Origin of the sequence: Solidesulfovibrio sp. DCME (assembly GCF_049995385.1) — a bacterium.
In the GTDB taxonomy this organism is placed as follows: Bacteria; Desulfobacterota; Desulfovibrionia; order Desulfovibrionales; family Desulfovibrionaceae; genus Solidesulfovibrio.
The window spans coordinates 4,191,633-4,212,790 of the sequence record NZ_CP188261.1 but is presented as its reverse complement, the minus strand read 5'-3'; the positions used below and the strand labels follow the sequence as shown (position 1 = coordinate 4,212,790).

Annotated in this window: 19 protein-coding genes; 16 read left to right on the top strand and 3 right to left on the bottom strand. The window is 69.7% G+C overall.

Annotated elements, in window-relative coordinates:
• The first annotated feature begins 38 nt into the window (after window positions 1–38).
• The 16 genes from ACP59X_RS18610 (at window position 39) to ACP59X_RS18535 (ending at window position 18,392) form a co-directional block, all read left to right on the top strand.
• Window positions 39–806, top strand: a complete 768-nt coding sequence (locus ACP59X_RS18610; protein ID WP_428561298.1) for a ParA family protein — start codon at window positions 39–41, stop codon at window positions 804–806.
• Window positions 803–1,504: a chemotaxis protein CheW gene (locus ACP59X_RS18605; RefSeq protein WP_428561295.1), complete on the top strand. Its 702-nt coding sequence runs from the start codon at window positions 803–805 to the stop codon at window positions 1,502–1,504. Before ACP59X_RS18610 ends, ACP59X_RS18605 begins: the two co-directional genes overlap by 4 nt.
• A 13-nt stretch (window positions 1,505–1,517) precedes the next feature.
• Entirely contained in the window at window positions 1,518–1,886 is a 369-nt protein-coding gene (locus tag ACP59X_RS18600) for a response regulator (RefSeq protein WP_323426499.1), read from the top strand.
• A gap of 34 nt (window positions 1,887–1,920) precedes the next feature.
• Window positions 1,921–5,025, top strand: a complete 3,105-nt coding sequence (locus ACP59X_RS18595; protein ID WP_428561292.1) for a chemotaxis protein CheA — start codon at window positions 1,921–1,923, stop codon at window positions 5,023–5,025.
• 34 nt (window positions 5,026–5,059) lie between these two features.
• Window positions 5,060–6,064 (top strand): zinc-binding alcohol dehydrogenase family protein, encoded by a 1,005-nt coding sequence (locus ACP59X_RS18590; RefSeq protein ID WP_428561290.1) that lies wholly within the window; start codon window positions 5,060–5,062, stop codon window positions 6,062–6,064.
• Between the two features lie 239 nt (window positions 6,065–6,303).
• Entirely contained in the window at window positions 6,304–8,682 is a 2,379-nt protein-coding gene (locus ACP59X_RS18585) for a glycosyltransferase family 39 protein (RefSeq protein ID WP_428561287.1), read from the top strand.
• A gap of 105 nt (window positions 8,683–8,787) precedes the next feature.
• Complete coding sequence (locus ACP59X_RS18580; protein ID WP_428561284.1) at window positions 8,788–9,264, top strand: acyltransferase; 477 nt, start codon at window positions 8,788–8,790, stop codon at window positions 9,262–9,264.
• Window positions 9,265–9,325: 61 nt separating this feature from the next.
• Window positions 9,326–10,345: a Gfo/Idh/MocA family protein gene (locus ACP59X_RS18575; RefSeq protein ID WP_428561282.1), complete on the top strand. Its 1,020-nt coding sequence runs from the start codon at window positions 9,326–9,328 to the stop codon at window positions 10,343–10,345.
• A complete protein-coding gene (locus ACP59X_RS18570) occupies window positions 10,342–11,451 on the top strand; it encodes a DegT/DnrJ/EryC1/StrS family aminotransferase (RefSeq protein WP_428561280.1) in 1,110 nt (369 codons plus the stop codon). The genes ACP59X_RS18575 and ACP59X_RS18570 overlap by 4 nt, the downstream gene beginning before the upstream one ends.
• Window positions 11,448–12,491, top strand: a complete 1,044-nt coding sequence (locus ACP59X_RS18565) for a GDP-mannose 4,6-dehydratase (RefSeq protein WP_428561277.1) — start codon at window positions 11,448–11,450, stop codon at window positions 12,489–12,491. The genes ACP59X_RS18570 and ACP59X_RS18565 overlap by 4 nt, the downstream gene beginning before the upstream one ends.
• Window positions 12,491–13,741, top strand: coding sequence for a DegT/DnrJ/EryC1/StrS family aminotransferase (locus ACP59X_RS18560; RefSeq protein ID WP_428561275.1), 1,251 nt, complete (start codon window positions 12,491–12,493; stop codon window positions 13,739–13,741). The genes ACP59X_RS18565 and ACP59X_RS18560 overlap by 1 nt, the downstream gene beginning before the upstream one ends.
• A 228-nt stretch (window positions 13,742–13,969) precedes the next feature.
• Window positions 13,970–14,656, top strand: a complete 687-nt coding sequence (locus tag ACP59X_RS18555; RefSeq protein WP_428561272.1) for a flavin reductase family protein — start codon at window positions 13,970–13,972, stop codon at window positions 14,654–14,656.
• 10 nt (window positions 14,657–14,666) lie between these two features.
• Entirely contained in the window at window positions 14,667–15,422 is a 756-nt protein-coding gene (locus ACP59X_RS18550; protein ID WP_428561270.1) for a sulfotransferase family protein, read from the top strand.
• Window positions 15,416–16,429, top strand: coding sequence for a glycosyltransferase family 2 protein (locus ACP59X_RS18545; RefSeq protein WP_428561268.1), 1,014 nt, complete (start codon window positions 15,416–15,418; stop codon window positions 16,427–16,429). The genes ACP59X_RS18550 and ACP59X_RS18545 overlap by 7 nt, the downstream gene beginning before the upstream one ends.
• A gap of 62 nt (window positions 16,430–16,491) precedes the next feature.
• Window positions 16,492–17,253, top strand: a complete 762-nt coding sequence (locus ACP59X_RS18540) for an SAM-dependent methyltransferase (RefSeq protein ID WP_428561266.1) — start codon at window positions 16,492–16,494, stop codon at window positions 17,251–17,253.
• The gene (locus ACP59X_RS18535) at window positions 17,250–18,392 is read left to right on the top strand and encodes a polysaccharide deacetylase family protein (RefSeq protein WP_428561263.1); all 1,143 of its coding nucleotides are present in this window, start codon (window positions 17,250–17,252) and stop codon (window positions 18,390–18,392) included. Before ACP59X_RS18540 ends, ACP59X_RS18535 begins: the two co-directional genes overlap by 4 nt.
• A 242-nt stretch (window positions 18,393–18,634) precedes the next feature.
• Here the strand turns inward: ACP59X_RS18535 and ACP59X_RS18530 are convergent, their stop codons facing one another.
• From ACP59X_RS18530 to ACP59X_RS18520, 3 genes are all read right to left on the bottom strand, one after another.
• Window positions 18,635–18,880 carry a hypothetical protein gene (locus ACP59X_RS18530; protein ID WP_428561261.1) on the bottom strand — a complete coding sequence of 82 codons (246 nt, stop codon included), beginning with the start codon at window positions 18,878–18,880 and terminating at the stop codon, window positions 18,635–18,637.
• A gap of 293 nt (window positions 18,881–19,173) precedes the next feature.
• On the bottom strand, window positions 19,174–20,250 hold the full coding sequence (locus ACP59X_RS18525; RefSeq protein ID WP_428561258.1) for a 2,3-butanediol dehydrogenase: 1,077 nt from the start codon (window positions 20,248–20,250) through the stop codon (window positions 19,174–19,176).
• A 75-nt stretch (window positions 20,251–20,325) separates the two neighbouring features.
• The gene (locus tag ACP59X_RS18520; RefSeq protein ID WP_428561256.1) at window positions 20,326–21,132 is read right to left on the bottom strand and encodes a sulfide-dependent adenosine diphosphate thiazole synthase; all 807 of its coding nucleotides are present in this window, start codon (window positions 21,130–21,132) and stop codon (window positions 20,326–20,328) included.
• Window positions 21,133–21,158: the final 26 nt, after the last annotated feature.

Here is a 21,158-nt window from a genome sequence, read left to right as displayed (position 1 = left end):
GACATGGCGGCGGGCGCCACGGACGGGGAGTGCCGGCGTTGCCACCGCGTATTGTGGCCATAGCCAACCAGAAGGGGGGCGTGGGCAAGACCACCACCGCCCTGTCCCTGGCCGCGGCCCTGGCCCTGGCCGGGAAGCGGGTGCTGGTCATGGACCTCGATCCCCACGCCTGCGCCTCGGCGCATGTGGGCATCTTTCCCGAGGCCGTGGCCGCCACCGTGGCCGAGGTGTTCCGGGCGGATACCCCGTCGGCGGTGCCCTGGCGGCGGCTGGTGGTGCGGCCCGAACAGGCCGGTTTCGACCTGGCGCCGAGCCAGGCGGGATTGGCGGACATGGATTGGGAGTTGCGGGATCGCAAGGGGAAGGGTGTGTTGCTCAAGGATGCTTTGGCCGCGGGACCGGCCTACGACCACGTGCTGCTCGACTGCCCGCCCCATACCGGGGTGGTGCTGGTCAATGCCCTGGTGGCGGCCGATGTCTGCCTCATCCCCATCCAGACCGATTTCCTGGCCCTGCACGGCGTGCGCAACCTCTTCGAGACCATGCGGGCCTTAAACGCCGTGTTGCCCCAGCCCATCGCCTACCGGGCCCTGGCCACCATGTTCGACCGCCGCGCCCGGGCCTGCCTGCGGGTGCTGGCCCTTTTGCGCGAGAAATTCGCCTCGCGCCTGTTCGAAACGGTCATCGGCCTCGACACCCAGTTCCGCGAGGCCAGCGCCGCCGGCCGTGTCATCCAGGACGTGGCCCCGGACAGCCGCGGCGCCCGCGAATACGCCGCCCTGGCCCGGGAGGTGCTGGCCCTATGAGCCCGAGCCTGGAACAGTATTTCAAGGAAAGCGTGCCGTTGCCCGAGACGCGATCCGGCGCCTTCACCGAGGCCGAACGGGCCTTTCTGTCGCGCTATGTGGGCGAGGACTACGAGGTGGTCCTCGCCCGGCAGGGGCTCACCCGCCCGTCGGCCGTGACCTCGGTCACCGGGCCGCTGGCCGGGGCCGAGGCGGCGGGGCCGCCGGGCGCCTCGGGCGGGGCCGGGTTGGACGAGGATGCCGCCCTGGAGCAGGCCCTGCGGGAGGCCGGGGAATTCAAGCTGGTCGGCTTCCGCCTGGCCGGGCAGGAGCTGTCCGTGCCCATCGCCCAGGTCCAGGAGGTGTTGCGGGCCCTGCCCGCGACCCGGCTTCCGGCCGCGCCGGCCCACGTGAGGGGCATGCTCAACCTGCGCGGCCGCATCGTGCCCATGATCGACTTGGCCGGCGTCATGGATTTTTCCGCAGCACGCGGCGAGGACCGCTTCATCGTCGTGTGCCGCTGCCGGGGCCTGCTTCTGGGACTGCCCGTGGAGGCCTTGACCACCATGCACCAGGCCAAGGCCCAGGACGTGGAATGGGGCCTGGAAGCCCGGGCGGGCGTGGCCTCGGACCTGGTGTCGGGCCTGCTCAAGGTCGGCGACGCCCTGGTGGCCATCCTCTCCGTTGACAGTCTTTTTCAAAAGGTTTTGAAGAGTTGAGGAGGTAGGTCGGATGCCCAAGCATATCCTCATCGTGGACGATTCCAAGACCGTGCGCAACCTGGTGGCCTTTATCATGCGCAAGGAAGGCTTCAAGGTGACCGCGGCCGAGGACGGCCTGGACGGTCTGGAGAAGCTCTATACCGATCCCCAGGTGGATTTGATCATCACCGACATCAACATGCCGCGCATGGACGGTATCACCTTCATCAAGACCGTGCGCGAGCAGGAAGTCTACCGGGATACGCCCATCGTGGTGCTCTCCACCGAGGGCGAGGAACGCGATATCCACGCCGGGCTGTCCATCGGGGCCAACCTCTACATGGTCAAGCCGGCCCAGCCCGAAGTAATGGTGCGCAACGTCAAGATGCTGCTGGGGTAGGACGAACGCCGTTCGACAGCCGCGAGGTGCTTTGATGAGCCAGGATTTCATGGATCCGGAACTGTTCGCCGACTTCATCGTGGAGGCGCGGGAGCATCTCGAAACCATCGAGCCCAACCTCCTCGAACTGGAGCGCAACCCGGGCAATTTAAGCCTCCTCAACGACATCTTCCGGCCCATGCACTCCCTCAAGGGCGCTTCGGGATTTCTGGGCTTAAACGCCATCAACGGCCTGGCCCACAAGGCCGAGAACATCCTCGACGAGCTGCGCAAGGGCAACATCCCGGTCAACCCCGAAATCATGGACGTCATCCTGGCCGCCACGGACATCCTGCGCACCATGATCGAAAACCTCGAGCAGACCGGCAACGAGGGCAACCTGGACACCGCGCCGGTCATCGCCCGCATCGCCACCCAGCTCGAAGGCGGTGCCCACGCCGCGCCGGCCGCGCCGGCCGTAACGGGCGCCGGGGATTTCCCGGCCGAGGACGAACCGAAACAGCCCGAGGCCACGCCCGAACCCGCTGCGGCGGCCGATCCGGTCGCGGCCGCGCCCGACCTGCCCGAGGCCGACGGGCAGCCCGCGCCGGCCCCTGCGGCCGCGCCTTCGGCCGCAAGCCTGGCCGCGGCCAAAATCGCCAGAATTTTCGAGGAACTGCCGCCCTTTGCCCCCGACACCTATCCGCTGACCTCCATCGGCGAAGGCCACATGGCCGACTTCCTGGAAGAGGCCCGGGAGATCATCGAGCGCTTAAACGCCGCCCTGCTCGAACTCGAATCCGCCGGCGACGGCCGCTCCGAAAGCATCAACGACATCTTCCGCTACTTCCACAACCTCAAGGGCAACAGCGGCATCATCGGCCACAAGGAACTCAACGGCCTCACCCATGAGGCCGAAACCCTGCTCAACCGCGTGCGCAAGGGCGAGATCACGGCCACGCCGGCCATGGTCGACCTGCTGTTGGCCGTGGTCGACCAGGTCGAGGCCCTGGTCTCCCACATCGAGCCGGCCTCGAGCACGGCCAAGCCCCTGGATATCCGCCCCCTGGTCGCCCGCCTCAAGCAGGCCACCGAAGACGGCGAAGTGGCCGAGCCCGAGCCCGAAGCCGCCCCCGAACCCGAACCGGAGCCCGAACCCGAGCCCGAGCCGGAACCCGAGCCCGAGCCCGAACCCACGCCAGCGCCCGAACCCGAGCCTGCGCCCAAGCCGGCCCCGGCCGCCCAGGCGCCGGCGCCCGCTGCCCCGGGCTACGACCCCGAGGACGTGGCCGTCTTCGAGAGCACCATCGACCAGCAGCTCGTCTATATGACCCAGGCCCTGGCCGGGCTGGCCGACAATCCCGACTCCAAGGAGATGGTCGACGGCCTGTACCGGGCCCTGGTCACCATCCAGAATTCCTCGGGCTACATGGGCCTGGCCGACCTCAAGGTCCAGGCCGAGCGCACCGCCGGCATCGTGGCCCAGGCGCGCAAGCAGGGGCTTCCCTTCGACCTGCTCCTGGACATGCTGCGCCAGGAATGCGCCATCCTGGCCGACATGCTGACCGCCGCCCTGGCCGGGCTGCGCGCCGGCAAGGCGCCGGCCGCCCCGGCCGCGCCGCCGCTGCCCGAACCGGCCCCGGCCGCCGCGCCCAAGCCCGCGCCGCAGGCCCAACCGGCACCCGAACCGGCGGCGCCGCCCAAGGCCGAACCGGAAGCCAAAGCCGCCCCCCAACCGGTGGCGCCCCCCCAGGCCGCGGCCCAGCCGGCCCCGGCCCCCGCGCCCAAGGCCGCACCGCAAGCCACGCCGCCCAAGGCCGCCGAACCGGCCCCCGCGCCCAAGCCGGCTGCCAAGCCCGCCGTCGCGCCGAAACCCGCTGCCGCGCCCAAGCCCGCCGCCGCGCCCGAACCGGCCGCCTCGGGCAGCGACACCGCCGCCAAGCCCAAGGTTTCGGCCACCATCCGGGTGGACCACGAAAAGCTCGACCACCTCATGAACCTCATCGGCGAGCTCATCATCAACCGCAACCGCTTCGCCATGCTGGCCCGCTCCCTGGAGGAGGGCAAGAACGACGTGGCCCACATCGGCCAGCAGCTCACCGAAACCACCTATTCCATGGCCCGCATTTCCGACGATTTGCAGGACACCATCATGAAGGTGCGCATGGTGCCGGTGTCCACGGTCTTTTCCCGCTTCCCCCGGCTGGTGCGCGACCTGTCGCGCAAGTCGGGCAAGGAAGTGAACCTCATCACCGAGGGCGAGGAGACCGAGCTCGACAAGTCCGTGGTCGAGGTCATCGGCGACCCCCTGGTGCACCTCATCCGCAATTCCGTGGACCACGGCATCGAGACCGAGGCCGAGCGCGTGGCCGCCGGCAAGCCGCCGGTGGGGCGGGTGTGGCTGCGGGCCTACCACCGCGGCAATTCCGTGGCCATCGAGATCGAGGACGACGGCAAGGGCATCGACCCGGCCAAGATGCGCGAGGTGGCGGTCAAAAAGAACCTGATGACCCCGGAAGAGGCCAAGGCCCTGGACGACCGGGACGCCATCGACATCATTTTCATGCCCGGCTTTTCCTCGGCCGAAAAAATCACCGACATCTCGGGCCGGGGCGTGGGCATGGACGTGGTGCGCACCAACATCAAGAACCTCAAGGGCACGGTCAACGTGACCAGCGAAGTGGGCAAGGGCACCAAGTTCACCCTGGCCCTGCCGCTGACCCTGGCCATCATCGACGCGCTGATGGTGGTGGTCGCCGGCCAGATCTACGCCCTGCCGCTCGATTCCGTGTCCGAGACGACCAAGATCGAGCTCAAGCGCATGACCGAGGTCAACAAGCGCAAGTGCGTGACCCTGCGCGGCGAGGTCCTGGGCATCGTGGAACTGGCCGAGGTCCTCGAACTGCCCGTGGACCAGGGCGAGCGGGACATCGTGCCCATCGTCATCCTCCAGGACAACGAGCGCCGGCTGGGGCTCATTGTCGAACGGCTGCTGGAGCGCCAGGAGATCGTCATCAAGCCCCTGGGTGCCTACCTCTCGGAATTCGACATGCGCGGCATCTCCGGGGCGACCATCATGGGCGACGGCTCGGTGGTGCTCATCCTCGACCCCCACGAAATCTACATGATGTCCACCCCGGGCGGGCGGTCCAAGGCCTAGCGACCGCCCCCCCGGCGGCCAAGGAGGGCCGGCCGTGCACGCCGTCATCGCCACCGGCGGGTTCGCCCCCGCCGACCCCGGAGCCTTCCGCGACGCGACGCGCCCCACCCCCAGGCCGACGGGGCGCGACGTGCTGGTCGACATCCAGGCCGTGGGCGTCAACCCCGTGGACACCAAGGTTTTCGACCGCCTGGCCCCGGGCCAGGAACGCATCCTCGGCTGGGACGCCCGGGGTGTCGTGGCCGCTGTCGGGCCCGAGGCCAGGCGCTTTTCCCCCGGCCAGGCCGTTTTTTACGCCGGCGAACTCGCCCGCGACGGCAGCAACGCCGCCAGCCAGCTCGTGGACGAACGGCTGGTGGCCGCCGCCCCGGCCAGCCTGGCCCCGGCCGCCGCCGCCGGCCTGCCCCTGACGGGCCTGACCGCCTGGGAAGGGCTGTTCGACCGGCTGGGCTTCACCCCGGCGGCCGGGGCGAATCAGGGGGCGCGGCTGCTGGTTGTCGGCGGGGCCGGCGGGGTCGGCTCCATGGTCATCCAGCTGGCCGCCTGGGCCGGGCTGACCGTGGCGGCCACGGCCGGCCGGCCCGAGTCCGCCGCCTGGTGCCGGGAGCTCGGGGCCATGGCCGTCATCGGGCGCGAGGACCTGGCCACGGGCCTGCGGGCGGCCGGCCTCGAGCAGGTGGAGGCGATCTACTGCACCACCCACGCCGAGGAACACTGGGCGGCCATGGCCGAGGTGCTGGCCCCGCAAGGGGCGGTCTGCCTCATCGACGACCCGGCCGGGCCGCTGGACATTCGGCTGTTCAAGCAAAAAAGCGCCCGCATCTGCTGGGAATTCATGTTCACGCGGTCGCTTTTCGCCACCGCCGACCTGGCCCGCCAGGGGCTGATCCTGGAATCCGTGGCCAGGCTCGTGGACGAAGGGCACCTGCGCACGACCCTCGGCCGGACGCTGTCCGGGCTTACGGCCGAAACCGTCCGCCAGGCCCACCTGCGCCAGCGCACGGGGACGATGGTCGGCAAGCAGGTCATCGTGGCCTGAGGCCGCGCCCGGTGGGGCGGCCGCGATGTGGTGGCGGCGGGGTCCCCTGTGGTGGCGGCGGGGTCCCCTGTGGCGGCGGGGTCCCCTTGCCTGGCCGGGGCTTTTGGGATAAGCGCCACGGTCGGTATTTTCCCAAAAGCGCCAACGCCTTCCCCTGGCGCCAGCAAGCCGTGACCTCCATGGAGCCGAGTCAACAGCCGCGCACGCCGCCAGGCCTCCCGCCAGCCGCCGCCCCCCGGATGCCCTCCGGATCGGTCGCCGGGGCCGTGGCCCTGTGGCTGGTCGTGGCCACGGCGCTTTTCCTGCGCGTCTATCGCCTCGATGCGCCCTATTTGTGGGCCGACGAGATGTACAGCGTCTTAAACGCCGTCAAGCCCCTCGACCTGCTGTTGCGTTCCACCCTGAGCATCAGCGACAATTCCCCCTATTTCTATCTGCTGCTCAAGGCCATCTCCGCCTGCGGCCTTTCGGATTTCGCCCTGCGTTTCCCCTTCGCCCTGGCCGGCGTGGCCACGGTCTACGCCCTGTACCGGCTGGTGGCCCCGCGGCTCGGGCAGGCGGCCGCCCTGGCCGCGGCCGGTTATCTGGCCGTCTCGCCCTACCATATCTGGGCTTCGCGCCAGACGCGGCCCTATGTCCTGATGCTGCCGCTTTTCCTGTGGGCCTTGCAGCTTCTGGCCGACGGCCTGGCCGACCGGGGGCGGTTGCGCCCCTTTGCCCTGGCCCTGGCCAATGCCGGGCTCATGGCCCTGCATTACCTGGGGCTGCTCGTGGTTGCCGCCGAGGGCGTGGCCGTGGCCGCCTTCGCCCTGGGCGACTTGCGGCGACGCTGGCGCACGGCGGCCTGGTTCGCCGGGGCCAGCCTGGTTGGCGCGTTGCCGGTCTTGCCGTTTCTGGTCAGCTTCCTTGGCCGCAAGGAGGCCGGCTTGCAGGCCGACACCGTGGCTGCCGCCGCCGAGACGGCCCTGTCCGCCGTGGCCCTGGTGGCCTCGCCAACCGGCACCATGGCCGGGTTTTGGCCGTTCGCGGCCGTGGCCGCCGTGGGGGCCTGGCGCCTGGCCCGGCGCGACGCCCGCCTGGCGGCCCTGCTGGGCCTGGTGGTGGCCGTGCCGGTGGCGGCCCTGGTTGGCCTGCGTTCGGGCCGCACGGTCTGGCCGATCTATTTCCTGTTCATGCTCGGCCCGGCGGCCATGGTTTTCGGCGCGGCGCTGGCGACGCGGGGCCGCTGGCGCGCGCCGGCCGGCCTGGTCGTGGCCGTGGCCACGCTGGCGGCGGGCGGGGCGTTTTTCGCCCGCCACCGGGCCGATTTCTACGGGGGCGTCAACGGCTACGCGGCCGCCATTTTCCACTTCGCTTCGTTTAAGGACGTGGCCCGAAAGTTGCCGGCCCTGATCGACGCCTCCCAGGTCACCACCGTCTCGGAGAGCCTTTTTCGCGAGGGGGTCGGCTGGTACCTCGACCGCTTCACCGCGCCCAATCCCCTCGTCCGCCAGGGCCTGGCCCCGGGGGAGACGGTCGGGCGCTTCAACTTCCTGACCTCGGGCAACGATTTCGCCCACTTCGGCCACGACGAGGCCGAGGTGTTCGCCCGCCTGGGCCAGCCCGAGCGGGTGGTGCGCGACAGGGAATGCACCCTCTATACCTTCGCCTATCCGCGCCAGGGCACGCTTCGGGTCGAGGCCACGCCCTTTACCGCCGTCCTCGGCGCCGACCCCGGGTCCGTGTGCCGCCAGGCCCATGCCCTGCGCGACCTGACCATCCATCCGTTCTGGGGGTACGGCCTCGTGGCCACCCGGCGCGGCCAGCCCGGCAGCCTGGAATATGTCCTGGAAAACCAGGCCGGAGGCGACCGCCACAGCATCCAGGTCTGGTTCCGCTTCGCCAACGAGGCCCCGGGCAACCGCCTGCGCTGCGAATACGCCTTCGACGACGAGGCGCCGGTCGCCCTGCTCGAAAGCCTGGGCAAGGACCCCAGAAGCTCCTTCGCCGCCACTATCCGGCGCGATAAGCCCTACCGGCGCCTGACCGTGCGGTTTGTCCTGCGCGTGGACACCGACGAGGAGCGGCCCAACCTGGCGATCCTGCGCACCCTGCAACTCAAGGAAACGCGCCTGGCCGTGTGCGCGGCCGACGAGGAAAGCGACTGCGCCCAGTGGCTCTATACCTCGACCTTGCCCCAGGGTTTCGTGGACACGGCCCTGCCCGGCCAGCGGACCCTGGGCGAGGACAACCTGGCTGTGGAACCCCCCGACGCGGCCGGCTTTGCCACGGTGAGCCCGGTGGACGCCGCCCGGCCCGGAAGCCTGACCGTGGCGGTCGGTGCCGCCGGCCCGGGGACGCTTTTCTTCCCGCGCCTGTGCGGCCCCAATGCCAGCTTGCAGGTCCTGCGCCAGGAGCCGGACGGCGGCTTTCGCGAGCTATTCGCCATGAAAAGCCCGCCCTCCGGCTGCACGCCCGTGGGCCTGCAATGCCCCCTGGACCTGGGGCCGGCCGGGCCGGCGGACACCGTCCTGCGCTTTGCCCTCTACGGCCGGGGCGCCCAACTGGCGCGCCGCCAGGGGGATGTGCTCTTTCAGCTGGGCGATCAGGCCGGCCAGGGCGCGCTTTCCAAACCGTAGCAAACTTGCTAGAACGCCAGCCGTCCCTTGCCCGGAAGCGGTGCCGCCCCAGGCGGTGCCGGCGACGGGCGCGCGGCCGGGCCGGGCGGACGAACCGAGGTGGAGATGCCCATAAGCGCCAACGTGCGTATCGGTGAAGGCAGCATTGTCTTTCACCCGGAACTGGTGAACCTCTACGGCTGCACCATCGGCGAGATGACCAAGATCGGCACCTTTGTCGAGATACAGGCCGGCGCCTCGGTCGGCAGCCGCTGCAAGATTTCCTCCCATACCTTCATCTGCGAGGGCGTGGTCATCGAGGACGATGTCTTCGTCGGCCACGGGGTCCTTTTCACCAACGACCGCTACCCCCGCGCGAGCAAAAACGGGCAACTGCTCACGGCCGAGGACTGGGTCATGGAACCCACCGTGGTGCGCCGGGGCGCCAGCATCGGCAGCGGGGCCGTGATCCTGTGCGGCCTGACCATCGGCGAGGGCGCCATGATCGGCGCCGGGGCCGTGGTCACCAGGGACGTGCCCGACCATGCCCTGGTGGCCGGCGTGCCGGCCAGGCTGGTGCGCCGCCTGGGTTCCCCGGCCTGAGGCCATCCCGCCATGCGGCAACAACGCCCAGCACCGGCACTACAGTGCCTTGGATGACGACATGATAGGAATCGGAGTCATCGGTTACGGCTATTGGGGGCCGAACCTGGTCCGCAATTTCATGGCCCAGCCGGATTGCCGGGTGGTCATGGTCAGCGACCTGCGCCCCGGCCGGCTGGCCGCCGTGCGTCGGGCCTCCCCGTCCGTGGCGGTCACGCAAGATTACCGCGAACTGCTGCGCAACCCGGACATCCACGGCGTGGCCATCGCCACCCCGGTGGGCAGCCACGCCGCCCTTGCCATGGAGGCCCTGGCCGCCGGCAAGCACATCCTCGTGGAAAAACCGCTGACCGACAACAGCGACGACGCCAAGCGCCTGGTGGACGAGGCCGCCCGGCGAAACCTCACGCTCATGGTGGACCACACCTTCGTCTACATGGGCGCGGTGCGCAAGATCCACGACCTGGTCAGTTCCGGCGAGCTCGGCGACCTGTACTATTACGACTCCACCCGGGTGAACCTGGGGCTGTTCCAGTGCGACGTCAACGTCTTCTGGGACCTGGCCGTGCACGACCTGTCCATCATGGACTACATCCTGCCGGAAAAACCGGTGCGCGTGGCGGCGACCGGCATCCGCAACGTCCCCGGCCGGCCGGAAAACCTCGGCTACCTCACGGTCTTTTACGACTCGCCGCTGATCGCCCACATCAACGTCAACTGGCTTTCCCCGGTCAAGCTGCGCCAGACGCTCATCAGCGGCACCCGCAAGATGGTGGTCTTCGACGACCTCCATCCCAGCGAAAAAATCAAGATCTACGACAGCGGCATCACCATGGAATGCGGCAGCGACGACGCCTACGCCATCAGCATCGGCTACCGCACCGGCGACATGCTCGCCCCGTGCTACGACCGCACCGAGGCCCTGGCCCGGGAAACCGGGCATTTCCTGGAGTGCCTGCGCGGCCAGGCCACGCCCTTTACCTCCGGCGAAATGGGCCTTCGCATCGTGCGCATCCTCGAAGCCGCCAACCGCTCCCTGGAGCAGGGCGGGAGCCCGGTCCCGCTGGGAGATTCGATATGATTCCGTTTCTGAATCTGCGCGCCCAGTGGGAGGCCATCAAGGACGAGGCCCTGCCCGCGGCCGAACGCGTCCTTGCCAGCGCCCAGTACGTCCTTGGCCCGGAAGTGGCCGCCTTCGAGAACGAATTCGCCGCCCTGTGCGGCGTGGCCCACGGCATCGGCGTCAACACCGGCACGAGCTCCCTGCACCTGGCCCTTTTGGCCGCCGGCGTCGGCCCGGGCGACGAGGTCATCACCGTGCCCCACACCTTCGTGGCCACGGTTGCGGCCATCCTCTACGTTGGCGCGCGGCCCGTGTTCGTGGACGTCGAGCCCGGCCGCATGACCATGGACCCGACCCTGGCCGCCCAAGCCATCACCCCCCGCACCAAGGTCCTCCTGCCGGTCCACCTCTACGGCCAGACCGCCGACATGGACCCGCTGCTGGCCCTGGCCGAGGCGCACGGGCTCACGGTCATCGAGGACGCCTGCCAGGCCCACGGCGCCGCCTACAAGGGCCGGCCGGCCGGGTCGCTCGGGGCCATGGCCTGCTTCAGCTTCTATCCGGGCAAGAACCTCGGCGCCTGCGGCGAGGGCGGCATGGTGGTCACGGCCGACGCGGCCCTGGCCGAAAAGCTGCGCATGCTGCGCGACTGGGGCGCCAAGAAGCGCTACCACCACGAACTGCTCGGCTACAACTACCGCATGGACGGCATCCAGGGCGCCATGCTGCGCGTAAAGCTCAAGCGCCTGCCGGCCTGGAACGACACCCGCCGGGCCCATGCCGCCCTCTACGGCCAGTGCCTGGCCGAGGCCGGGGTGACCATCCCCTGGCAGGCCCCGGACTGCCGCCACGCCTTCCACCTCTACGTGGTGCGCCACCCCAGGCGGGACGCCCTCCAGGCGCGCCTCCAGGAAGCCGGGGTGCAGACCGGCCTGCACTATCCCGTGCCGGTCCACCTCCAGCCGGGCTACGCCGGCCTGGGCTACGGCCCGGGGGATTTCCCCGCCTCCGAGGCCGCCGCCCGCGAGGTCCTGTCCCTGCCCATGTGCCCGTTCCTCACGTCGGACCAGGTCCGCGAGGTGGCCGGGCAGGTGGCCCGCATCACCCGGGAGCTTGACGCATGAGCCAAGGATTTTGTGTTGTCACCGGCGGAGCCGGCTTCATTGGCAGCCACCTGGTCGACGCCCTGGTCGCCGCCGGCCGCGACGTGCTGGTGGTGGACGATTTTTCCAGCGGCAAGCGCCAGCACCTGGCCCACCACGCGGCCAACCCCCGGGTGCGGGTGGTCGCGGCCGACATCCGCGACGCAGCCGCCCTGGACGGTCTGTTGGAAGGCGCGCAGGAGGTCTTTCACCTGGCCTGCCGCAACGTGCGCCTGAGCTTGCGGCGGCCCACCGAAGTCCACGAGGTCAACGCCACGGGCACGCTCAACGTGCTCAAGGCGGCGGCCGGGGCGGGCGTGCGCCGGCTGCTGTACTGTTCGAGCTCCGAGGTCAACGGCACGGCCGACATCGTGCCCATGCCCGAGCTCTACCACTACAAGCCCGAAACCATCTACGGCGCCTCCAAGCTCACCGGCGAATACTACGCCGAGGTCTTCCAGCGCGCCGGCTGGCTGGAAACGGTCATCGCCCGGCCCCACAACAATTACGGCCCACGGGAGCACTATGCCGGGGTCCTCGGCGAACTCATCCCCCGGGCCATTCTCCTGTCCCTGGCCGGCCAGCCCTCGGTCATCTACGGCGACGGCAGCCAGACCCGCGATTTCACCTACGTCACCGAGACGGCCGCCATCCTCATCGGGCTCATGGACTGCCCGCAAGCCGCCGGCCAGACCGTCAACGTCTGCCACGGCGAGGAAGTGAGCATCCGCCGGGTGGTCGAGGCCATCCTGGCCGCCATCGGCGGCGGCGTCGCGGCCGTGCACCTGCCGGGCCGGCCAAGCGACGTGCTGCGGCTTTTCGGCGACCCGGCCAAGCTGCGCGGCTTGCTTGGCACCTCGCCTCAAATCGGTATCGAAGAGGGGCTTGCGCGCACCATCGCCTGGTTTCGCGAGCACGTGGCCCCGACCGAAGCGGTGCTGGCCTCCATGCAGCCGCAAAACTGGAACGACGTGCCGGCGGAGCCGTGGCTTGCCGCCCGGGACGCCAGGGGAGGGCGGTGATGGCCGACATACCCGTGGCCCTGCCGGACCTGGGCGAGGCCGAGGCCCGGGCCGCGGCCGAGGCCGTGGCCTCCGGCTGGGTGACCCAGGGCCCGCGCGTGGCCGCCTTCGAGCGTGCCTTCGCCGCCGTGGTCGGCAGCCCCTTCGCCTGTGCCGTGTCCAGCTGCACGGCCGCCCTGCACCTGGCCCTGGCCGCCGTGGGCGTGGGCCCGGGCGATGTGGTCGTCACGGTCAGCCATTCCTTCATCGCCACGGCCAATGCCGTGCGCTGTTGCGGGGCCGAACCGGTTTTCCTGGATATCGACCCGGCCAGCGGCAACCTCGACCCCCGGGAGCTTGGCCGCTTCCTCGAGGCTTCCTGCACGCTGCGCGACGGCCGGCCCTGGTACGGCGAGGCTTCCCGCCTGGCCGCCTGGCCCCAAAGCCCGCTGCACGGCCTGGCCGGGCCGGTGGGCCGGGTCGGGGCCATCCTGGTCGTGCACCAGATCGGCATGCCGGCCGACATGGCCGCCATCCTGGGGCTGGCCCGGCCCCTGGGCATCCCGGTGGTGGAGGACGCGGCCTGCGCCGCCGGCAGCGCGCTATTGGGCGCCGACGGCACGACCCTGGAACCCGTCGGCCGGCCCCACGGCGACGTGGCCTGCTTCAGCTTCCACCCCCGCAAGGTCATCACCACCGGCGACGGCGGCATGCTGACCACGGCCAACCCCGACTATGACCGCCGCTTCCGGCTGCTGCGCCAGCACGGCATGAGCGTGTCCGACGCCGAGCGCCACAAAAGCGCCTCGGTCGTGTTCGAGCGCTACCTGGAGACCGGCTACAACTACCGCCTGACCGACATCCAGGCCGCCGTGGGCCTGGTCCAGCTCGGCCGCCTGGCCGGCATCGTGGAGCGGCGCCGGGCGCTGGCCGCGCGCTACCTGGAGCAACTGCCCGGCCTGCCCGGCCTGACCGCGCCCGGCGAGCCGGCCTGGGGCCGCACCAATTGGCAAAGCTTCGTCGTCGGGCTGGCTGAACCGGCCCGGCGCACGGCCGTCATGCAATCGCTCAAGGACCAGGGCATAAGCACCCGCCGGGCCGTGATGTGCGCCCATCTGGAACCGCCCTACCAGGACGCCTGGCCCGAAGGCTGCCTGCCCCACAGCGAGTGGGCCAGTGCCTCGGGCATCGTGCTGCCGCTGTACGCGTCCATGGCCGAGGCGGACGTGGACCGGGTCGTGGAGGGCCTTGGCCGCGCCCTGGCCGGCTAGGCTTGCTTCCTCGGGGAAATACGGTAGTCTCGGCCGAAAAAGGCATACATCCGCCTGCGTTGCCTGCGGGGAGCGCGTCGGCGCGGCTGGAAACGGGGCGTGCCGCGTCCTCGAAAAGAAAATGGGTTTGTTCCGGTGCAACGCCTGGGCATAACAATCTTTTCTTAAATATTTCGATTTCTTTTGAAAGGGGCGCCACACGGGCGCCGGTTGGCACAGGGAGGGGGCATGGGCAAGGGCTATACGCCGTTTTATCAGTATCCGACCGAGAAAACGGGCTTTTTCGAAGGGGAGCTTGCCGACGGCAAGCGCGTCAAGGATATCAAGGACGTCCCCCACGAGGCTTACGGCGGCTGGTGGCCGAGCTTTTTCCCCAGCTCCGTGGGCCTGCTCGCCACAGGCGACGGCAGCCGCGACAACGTCATGTCCGTGGCCTGCACCGTGGTGGTCAACGCCTACCCCTTCATGCTGGGCTTTCCCATGTTCACGAAGGGCGAATCCACCCGAGGCGACGGGCCGCGCTACTCGTTGACCCTGCTTGAGGCCAGCCGGGAGTTCACTCTCAACGTGCCGGTCATTTCCCCGGAGATGACCAAGAAGGTCATCATCTGCGGCTCGCTTTCCGGCCGCGACGGGCTGGACAAGTTCGCCAAGGCCGGGCTGACCCGGGTGGCCTCCAAGCACGTGCGCCCGCCCGTGCTCAAGGAATGCCCGCTCAATTTCGAGTGCGCCGTGGAGCACATGCAGTTTCTGGGCAGCCATACCTGGGTCATCGGCAAGGTGCTGGCCGTACACCTCGACGAGGACATGGCCTCGGGCGAACACCGCCTGCTGTGGCGCAGCATGGCCGAACGCATCGACCCGGAGAGCCCCGCCGCCCCGGCCGCCCCGGCCGGTGGCACCTCCGGCAAGTAGCCCGCGCGCCATGACCGACATCCCCCAGTTCATCATCGGCGGCGCGCCCAGAAGCGGCACCACCTGGTTCTGCCACGCCCTGGACCGCCATCCGGCCATCGTCATGGCCAAGCCGTTCATTCCCGAGCCCAAGTTCTTCCACCGCGACGAACTCTACGCCAAGGGCCTCGACCACTACCGGGCGACCTGGTTCCCGGACCCGGACCCGGCCTGCGTCTATGGCGAGAAGGGCTCGTACTACCTGGAGAACCCGGAATGCGCCCGGCGCATCCGCGACTGCCTGCCCGGGGTCAAGCTCCTCTTTACCCTGCGCGACCCGGTGGAGCGGGCCTATTCCAACTACGTCTGGTCGCGCATGAACGGCCATGAGGACGAGGATTTCCAGACTGCCCTGGAGCTGGAGGAAACCCGCGAGGCCAACCTCGACGCAAGCCTGCGCTTCGTGCACCCCAACGCCTATTTCTCCCGGGGCCTCTACGCCAGGTTGCTGGCCCCGTACTACGCCCTGTTTGCGGCCGAGCGCATCCTGTGCCTGCGCTTCGAGGATCTCTGCGACGGCCCCGAGGCGGTCCTCAGCCGCGTCCACGCCTTTCTGGGCGTGCAGCCGCGCCCCAGCGACGCCCTGGACCTGGGCCGGATCAATCCCAGCCGCGAGCCGGACGCGCCGCCCCTGACCGAGGAAACCCGGCAGTGGCTGCGCGGGCGCTACGCCGAGCCCAACCGCGAACTGGCCGCGCTGCTCGGCCCGGAGTTTCGGCCATGGTAACCGCCGACCGCTTGCCCGGCGACCCGGCCGACCGGGAGGCCCGGCCCCGGCTGGTCATCATCACCCCGGTTTTCAACGAGGAAGAGGGGCTGCCCGCCTATGCCGAGGAGGTGCGGCGGGTGCTTCTGGACGGCTCGGGCTGCGACGCCCGGGTGCTGTTCGTGGATGACGGCAGCCGCGACGGCAGCTGGACCGTGATCAAGCGCCTGCACGCCGAGGACCCCCGGTTCCAGGGCGTGCGCCTTTCCCGCAATTTCGGCGCCCACATCGCCCTGTGCGCCGGCTTCGACCTGGCCGAGGCCGACGTCTACTGCACCCTGGCCGCCGACCTCCAGGACCCGCCGGAAGTCGTGCTCCGGTTCCTGGAGGCCTGGGCCGCGGGCGCCAGCATCGTCTGGGGCAAGCGGGCCAGCCGGGAGGACGCCTCCTGGCGGGTCTTCGCCAGCGACCTGTTCTTCCGCCTGCTCCAGCGCTACGCCATGCCCCGGGGCTCGAAATTCACCACCGGCAGCTTCCTTCTGGCCGACCGGGCCGTGGTGGAAAACCTGCGGCGCTTTCGCGAACACAACCGCATCACCTTCGCCCTGGTCGCCTGGACCGGCTTCGACCAGGAGGTGGTGGCCTACGAGCGCCGGCGTCGCCTGGCCGGCAAGTCCGGTTGGACCGTCAGCCGGATGATCCGGGCCATGTACGACGCCTTCATCGGTTTTTCCTCGGTGCCCATCCGGCTCATGACCCATCTGGGCCTGGGGGTGGCCGTGTGCAACCTCGGCTTCCTGGTCTATCTGGTGGCCCAGTGGCTCACCGGCACGCCCATGCCCGGCTGGACCAGCTTCATGTTCGTCATGACCTTTTTCTTCGGCATCCAGTTCCTGCTCATGGGCATCCTCGGCGAATACCTGTCGCGCATCTACCAGGAAACCATGCGCCGGCCCCTGTATTTCGTCAGCGGCAGCCTCGGCCTCGACCAGGGCCGGGGCAAGCCCGGGAACGGCCCCAGGCCCTGAGGCCGGCGGCGCCCATGGGGCGGACGCCATCCCGCACCCCCAGCCGGAGGACCGACACGACCATGCCCATGCCCCAGGCCGAGGCCACCTACACCGACAGGACCTTCCGGGCCATGCCCGGCGGCTGCGCCCAACTGCTCGCGGCCGCGGGGCCCCTTTTCCCCGCCGCCAGCCCCCTCCGCGTCCTGGACATCGGCTGCGGCACGGGCGAACTGCTCTTCGCCCTGGCCGGGCTCTTTCCCGAGGCGCGCATGGTCGGCGTGGACATCTCCGAGGACAATATCCGCCAGGCGGCGGCCCGCCTGGCCGGCTCCGGGCTCGGCGACCGGCTGGAATTCGTGTGCGGCGATTACCTGCGCTTCGACGGCACGGGCTTCGACCTCATCTGTTCGGTGTCCACCCTGCACCTGATCCCGGCCGCGACCGAAACGCTTTTCGCCAAGATCGCCGCGGAACTGCGCCCGGGCGGCCTGGTCCTGGCCACCCTGCCCGTGGACGGCCCGCACAACCGCTTGCTCTGCCTGGCCAGGCGCGCCTTTCGCGGCCTGCGCGGCCCGGCCCTGGAGTGGGCGCTGCTTAGGCTGGCCCGGCTCGTCTACGGCGCCTCGGTGCCGGCGGCCGTGCTGGAGGACCGCCTGGAATACATGTTCATCCTGCCGCGTTTTCTGGCCGGCCGGGCCTTCGAGCAGGCCCTCGCCGCCGGGCCGGGCCTGGTGGTTGCCCGGCGCGAGGCCGAGGTGCCGCACCGGTTCGGCAAGCTGCGCCACGACCTGCTGACCCTTGCCCAGGCCCGGCCGGCCAGGGCCGCCGGGGAGGCCTCATGATCGCGCTTGCCGACATGATCCCGGTGCGGCCGGTGCGCATCGGCGACAACCCCGGCTTGGCCTGGGCCGAGGGCCTGACCCTGTCGCTTCCCCGCCCGTTTCTGGAGGCCAGCGGGCTTGCCGCCGGCCTGGACAGCCAGGGCAACCTGCGCCTGCCCGATGGCCTGGCCCTGCCCGGGGCGGCGGCAGCCGCCGCCGCTGTCCGGGAATGCCGGGCGTTTCCCGAGGAGCGCCCGGTCAGCAGCCGGCTGCCCTTTTCCTACCATGTCCTGCCGGCCGTGGTGCGCCAGTTCGTGGCCAAGGCCATGGGCCGGCGCCTGCGCGGCCGGCAGGATCACTGGGCCCGTTTTCCCCTGTGGCCGCTGGACCTCGGGGCCGATTTCCTGGCCGACCTGGCCGGCCCGGAAGCTGCGGCCCGGCCGGCCGGCCCGACCCCGGTCGTGCTCAGCCACGACCTGGACTCGGCCGAGGGGCTGGCCAACGTGGTCGAGCTGTTCTTGCCCCTGGAAGAGGCCCACGGCGCCCGGTCCATGAATTTCGTCGTGCCGCAGGCCTGGCCCCTGGATGAGGGGCTGCTTGGGGAGATCGCGGCCCGGGGCCATGGCCTGGGCATCCACGGCCACGACCACGGCAACACCACCTGGTTGCTGGAGGGGCCGGCCCGGCGCCACCGCCTGGAGCAGTCGTTGGATCTGGCCCGGCGCTTCGGCATGGCCGGCTACCGGGCGCCGTCGCTGCTGCGCAGCCGGGGGCTTTTGCACGACGTGGCCGCCTGCTGCCGGTTCGACAGCAGCATTCCCACTTCCGGCGGCCCCTTTCCCGTGCCCAACAACGGCTGCGCCACGGCTAGGCCCTTCGCCCTGGAGGGCCTGCTGGAGATACCCCTCAGCCTGCCCCGGGACGGCAGCCTGCTGTTTATGGGGTACAGCCCCGGGGACATCCTGGCCCTGTGGAAGGAAACGGCCGCGGCCATCGCCCGCAGCGGCGGCGTGGTGGTGCTTCTGACCCACTGCGAGAAGCGGTTTTCCGGCAACGCCCCCATGCTTGCGGCCTACGCGGCCTTTCTGGAGCACCTCGCCGGCAGCGGCGCCTACCGCTTTGTCCGCATGGACGCACTGGCTGCCCTGAACGGCTCCTGATAGCGTGCCCAGACGGCCCATCGGCGCGGCCTGGCCCGGGCCGAATCCAGTCGTACCTCGTATCGGCCGCAGTACCGAATGGCGGCGGCAAGACCCGAAGCCCGGGACGCAACCTTCCGGGCGCGCATCCGTCATCGGACCCGCCGGTCGGGACGGCCGCCATGCCGGCAGCCTCGGGACAGGAGGGTTGCCTCCTTCCGCTCCGGTTGGGGAAACGGCCGTTTCGTCCCGAGGGTGAGGCCTTAGGGCGTGGTCGGCCTCTCTGTTTTCCATTTATTCTGGTAGGGCGGCCGCGAGTCGGGCTTGAGTTTGAGGCCGTCGGCGGTTTTCTCGCGCGTCGGCAAGACCTTGCGATCGATTTCGCCCTCCAGGGGCATGGCGAGGCCCAGGGCGAAGACCGGGTCGCCGATGAGCCAGGAATGGCAGAAGGTACCGCAATCCGGCGACTTGTCCGGATCCTTGGTTTCGAAATACGCCGAACAATCCACAGTTGCGGCCTTTTGGTGCGCCTCGGCCGGCAGGCCGACGCGCCCTGCCCGGGGGGCGGTCCCCAACCGCTTGGCAGGGGAGACGGGGCCGTGCGAAGCGTCAGGCGAGTCGGGATGGCCGGTGAAGGCGAACCCGGTCTGCCAGGCGGCGTCGGCCGACGGCAAGGCACGGTGGTTTGGCGCAAAAGGCTCCGGCCGATGACGGTGACTGCCGGCCGGTTTACAAGTGCTCGATCGTGGTGGCCTTGGGGGCGCCCGCGCCCACGGTCGGCGCGGGCGCCCCGGCGGGGCGGCTAGTCCTCGGGCTTGACGAGGATCTTGATGTTTTCGTCCTTGTTGTTGATCAGCTCCAAAAAGCCCTTTTCCACGATGTCTTCCAGGCCGATGCGGCCGGTGATGAGGGGCTCGGCCTTGATCCGGCCGCTGGCCAGGTGGGTGGCCACGCCCTTGAAGTCGCGGATGGTGTAGGCCAGGGTGCCGATGACGGTCTTGTCCGTGCCGCTTAGGCTGAAGAAGTTAAACGAACTGGGCTCCTCGAAAATGCCCACGATGATGGCCTTGCCGATGTTGCGGATGAGGTCCACGGCCAAGGGGCCGGTCAGCTTGTGGCCGACGCATTCGAAGGAAACGTCGGCGCCGCTGCCGCCGGTGAGCTTTTTCACCTCGGCCACGGGGTCGCATTCCTTGGGGTTGAGCACCACGTCGGCCCCGCATTCCCAGGCCTTGGCCGTGCGGGCGGCCGACATCTCCAGCACGATGACCTTGCCCGCGCCGGCGGCCTTGGCCGCCTGCAGCACGCCCAGGCCAATGGTGCCGGCGCCGATGATGGCCACCGTGTCGCCGAGGATGGAACCGGCCTCGCGAACGGCCTTGAATCCCGTGGCCAAGGGCTCGATGACCGCCCCGGCCTCGAAGCCCACGCCCTCGGGCAGGATGTAGCACAGCTCGGCCGGTACGTTGACGTAGGGGGCGAAGGCGCCGTCGTTGTGCAGGCCGGTGAAGGCCAGCTTTTCGCAGACGTTGTAGCGGCCGACCTGGCAAGGGCCGCACACCCCGCAATGCTGGCAGGCATCCGGCGCCACCCGGTCGCCCAGCCGCAGGCTGGTCACGCCTTCGCCCACTTCCACCACCGTGCCCGTGAACTCGTGGCCGAGGATGAGGCTGCCCTGTTTGCCGGTCAGGGGATGGGGGGCGCCCACCGGGATGAAGATCGGGCCGGCCTGGTATTCGTGCAGGTCCGAGCCGCAGATGCCGCACCAGGCGACCTTGATCTTGACCCAGCCCGGGGCGGGGGGCGGCGGAACAGGCACGGTCTCCACGCGGACATCCTTTTTCCCATGCCAGACGGCGGCGCGCATCGTTTCGCTCATAACAAACCCCTTTGTTGTGGTGTCGGACCCATTGTCCTTGGTGTCGTTGCGAACGTTTCCGAAAATACGGTTCGGTCAGACGCGTTCATGGCGGTCGCGCAGCCGGCAGGCGATGTCCCGGGCGACTTTCTCGCCGGACAGCAGCATGCCCCCGAAGATGGGGCCCATGCGGTAGGAGCCGAAGCTGGCGTTGGCGGCCATGCCGGCCACGTACAGGCCCGGGAAGACCTCCCGGGTGTTTTTGACGGTGTTGGCTTCGGCCAGTTCCGCCCACATGGACTGCTCGCCCTCGATGCCGCCGCTTGGCGTGAACAGCTCCACGTCGTTTTTGCGCACAAGTGTCTTGAGCACCTCCACGGCATGGCCCGTGGCCTCGATCACGTACCGGGCGCCCACCACCACCGGGTCCACGTGCAGGCCGGCCATCTCCACGGGCGAGGCGTTGAGCACCAGCCCCGTCACCCGCTTGGCCCCGTCGGCCTCGCGCAGCACCACGTCCTCGACGCTTACGCAGTTGAAAACCTTGACCCCGGCCTGGCAGGCGGCCGCGGCCAGGGTGGTGGTGGCGGTCACGGCGTCGGCCGTGTAGTAGGCGTCGCGAAACCGGGTCACCGGCACACCGACGTCGGTAAGCAGCCGTACGCTTTCCTTCTGGACCACGATGGTGTTCCAGGTCATGCCGCCGCCCCACATGCCGCCGCCAAGGGACAGCTTGCGTTCGTACAGCGCGACGTTGAACCCCTCCCGGGCCAGGAACATGGCGGCCACAAGCCCCGAGGGGCCGCCGCCGACCACGGCTACGTCGAGGTCGAGGCAGGATTTGAACTTGGCGAAATAGGTCTCGAGAATGGCTTCGGTGATGATGCGTTCGTCCAGGGACATGGCGGCATTCCTCAAAAGCGTTGCGG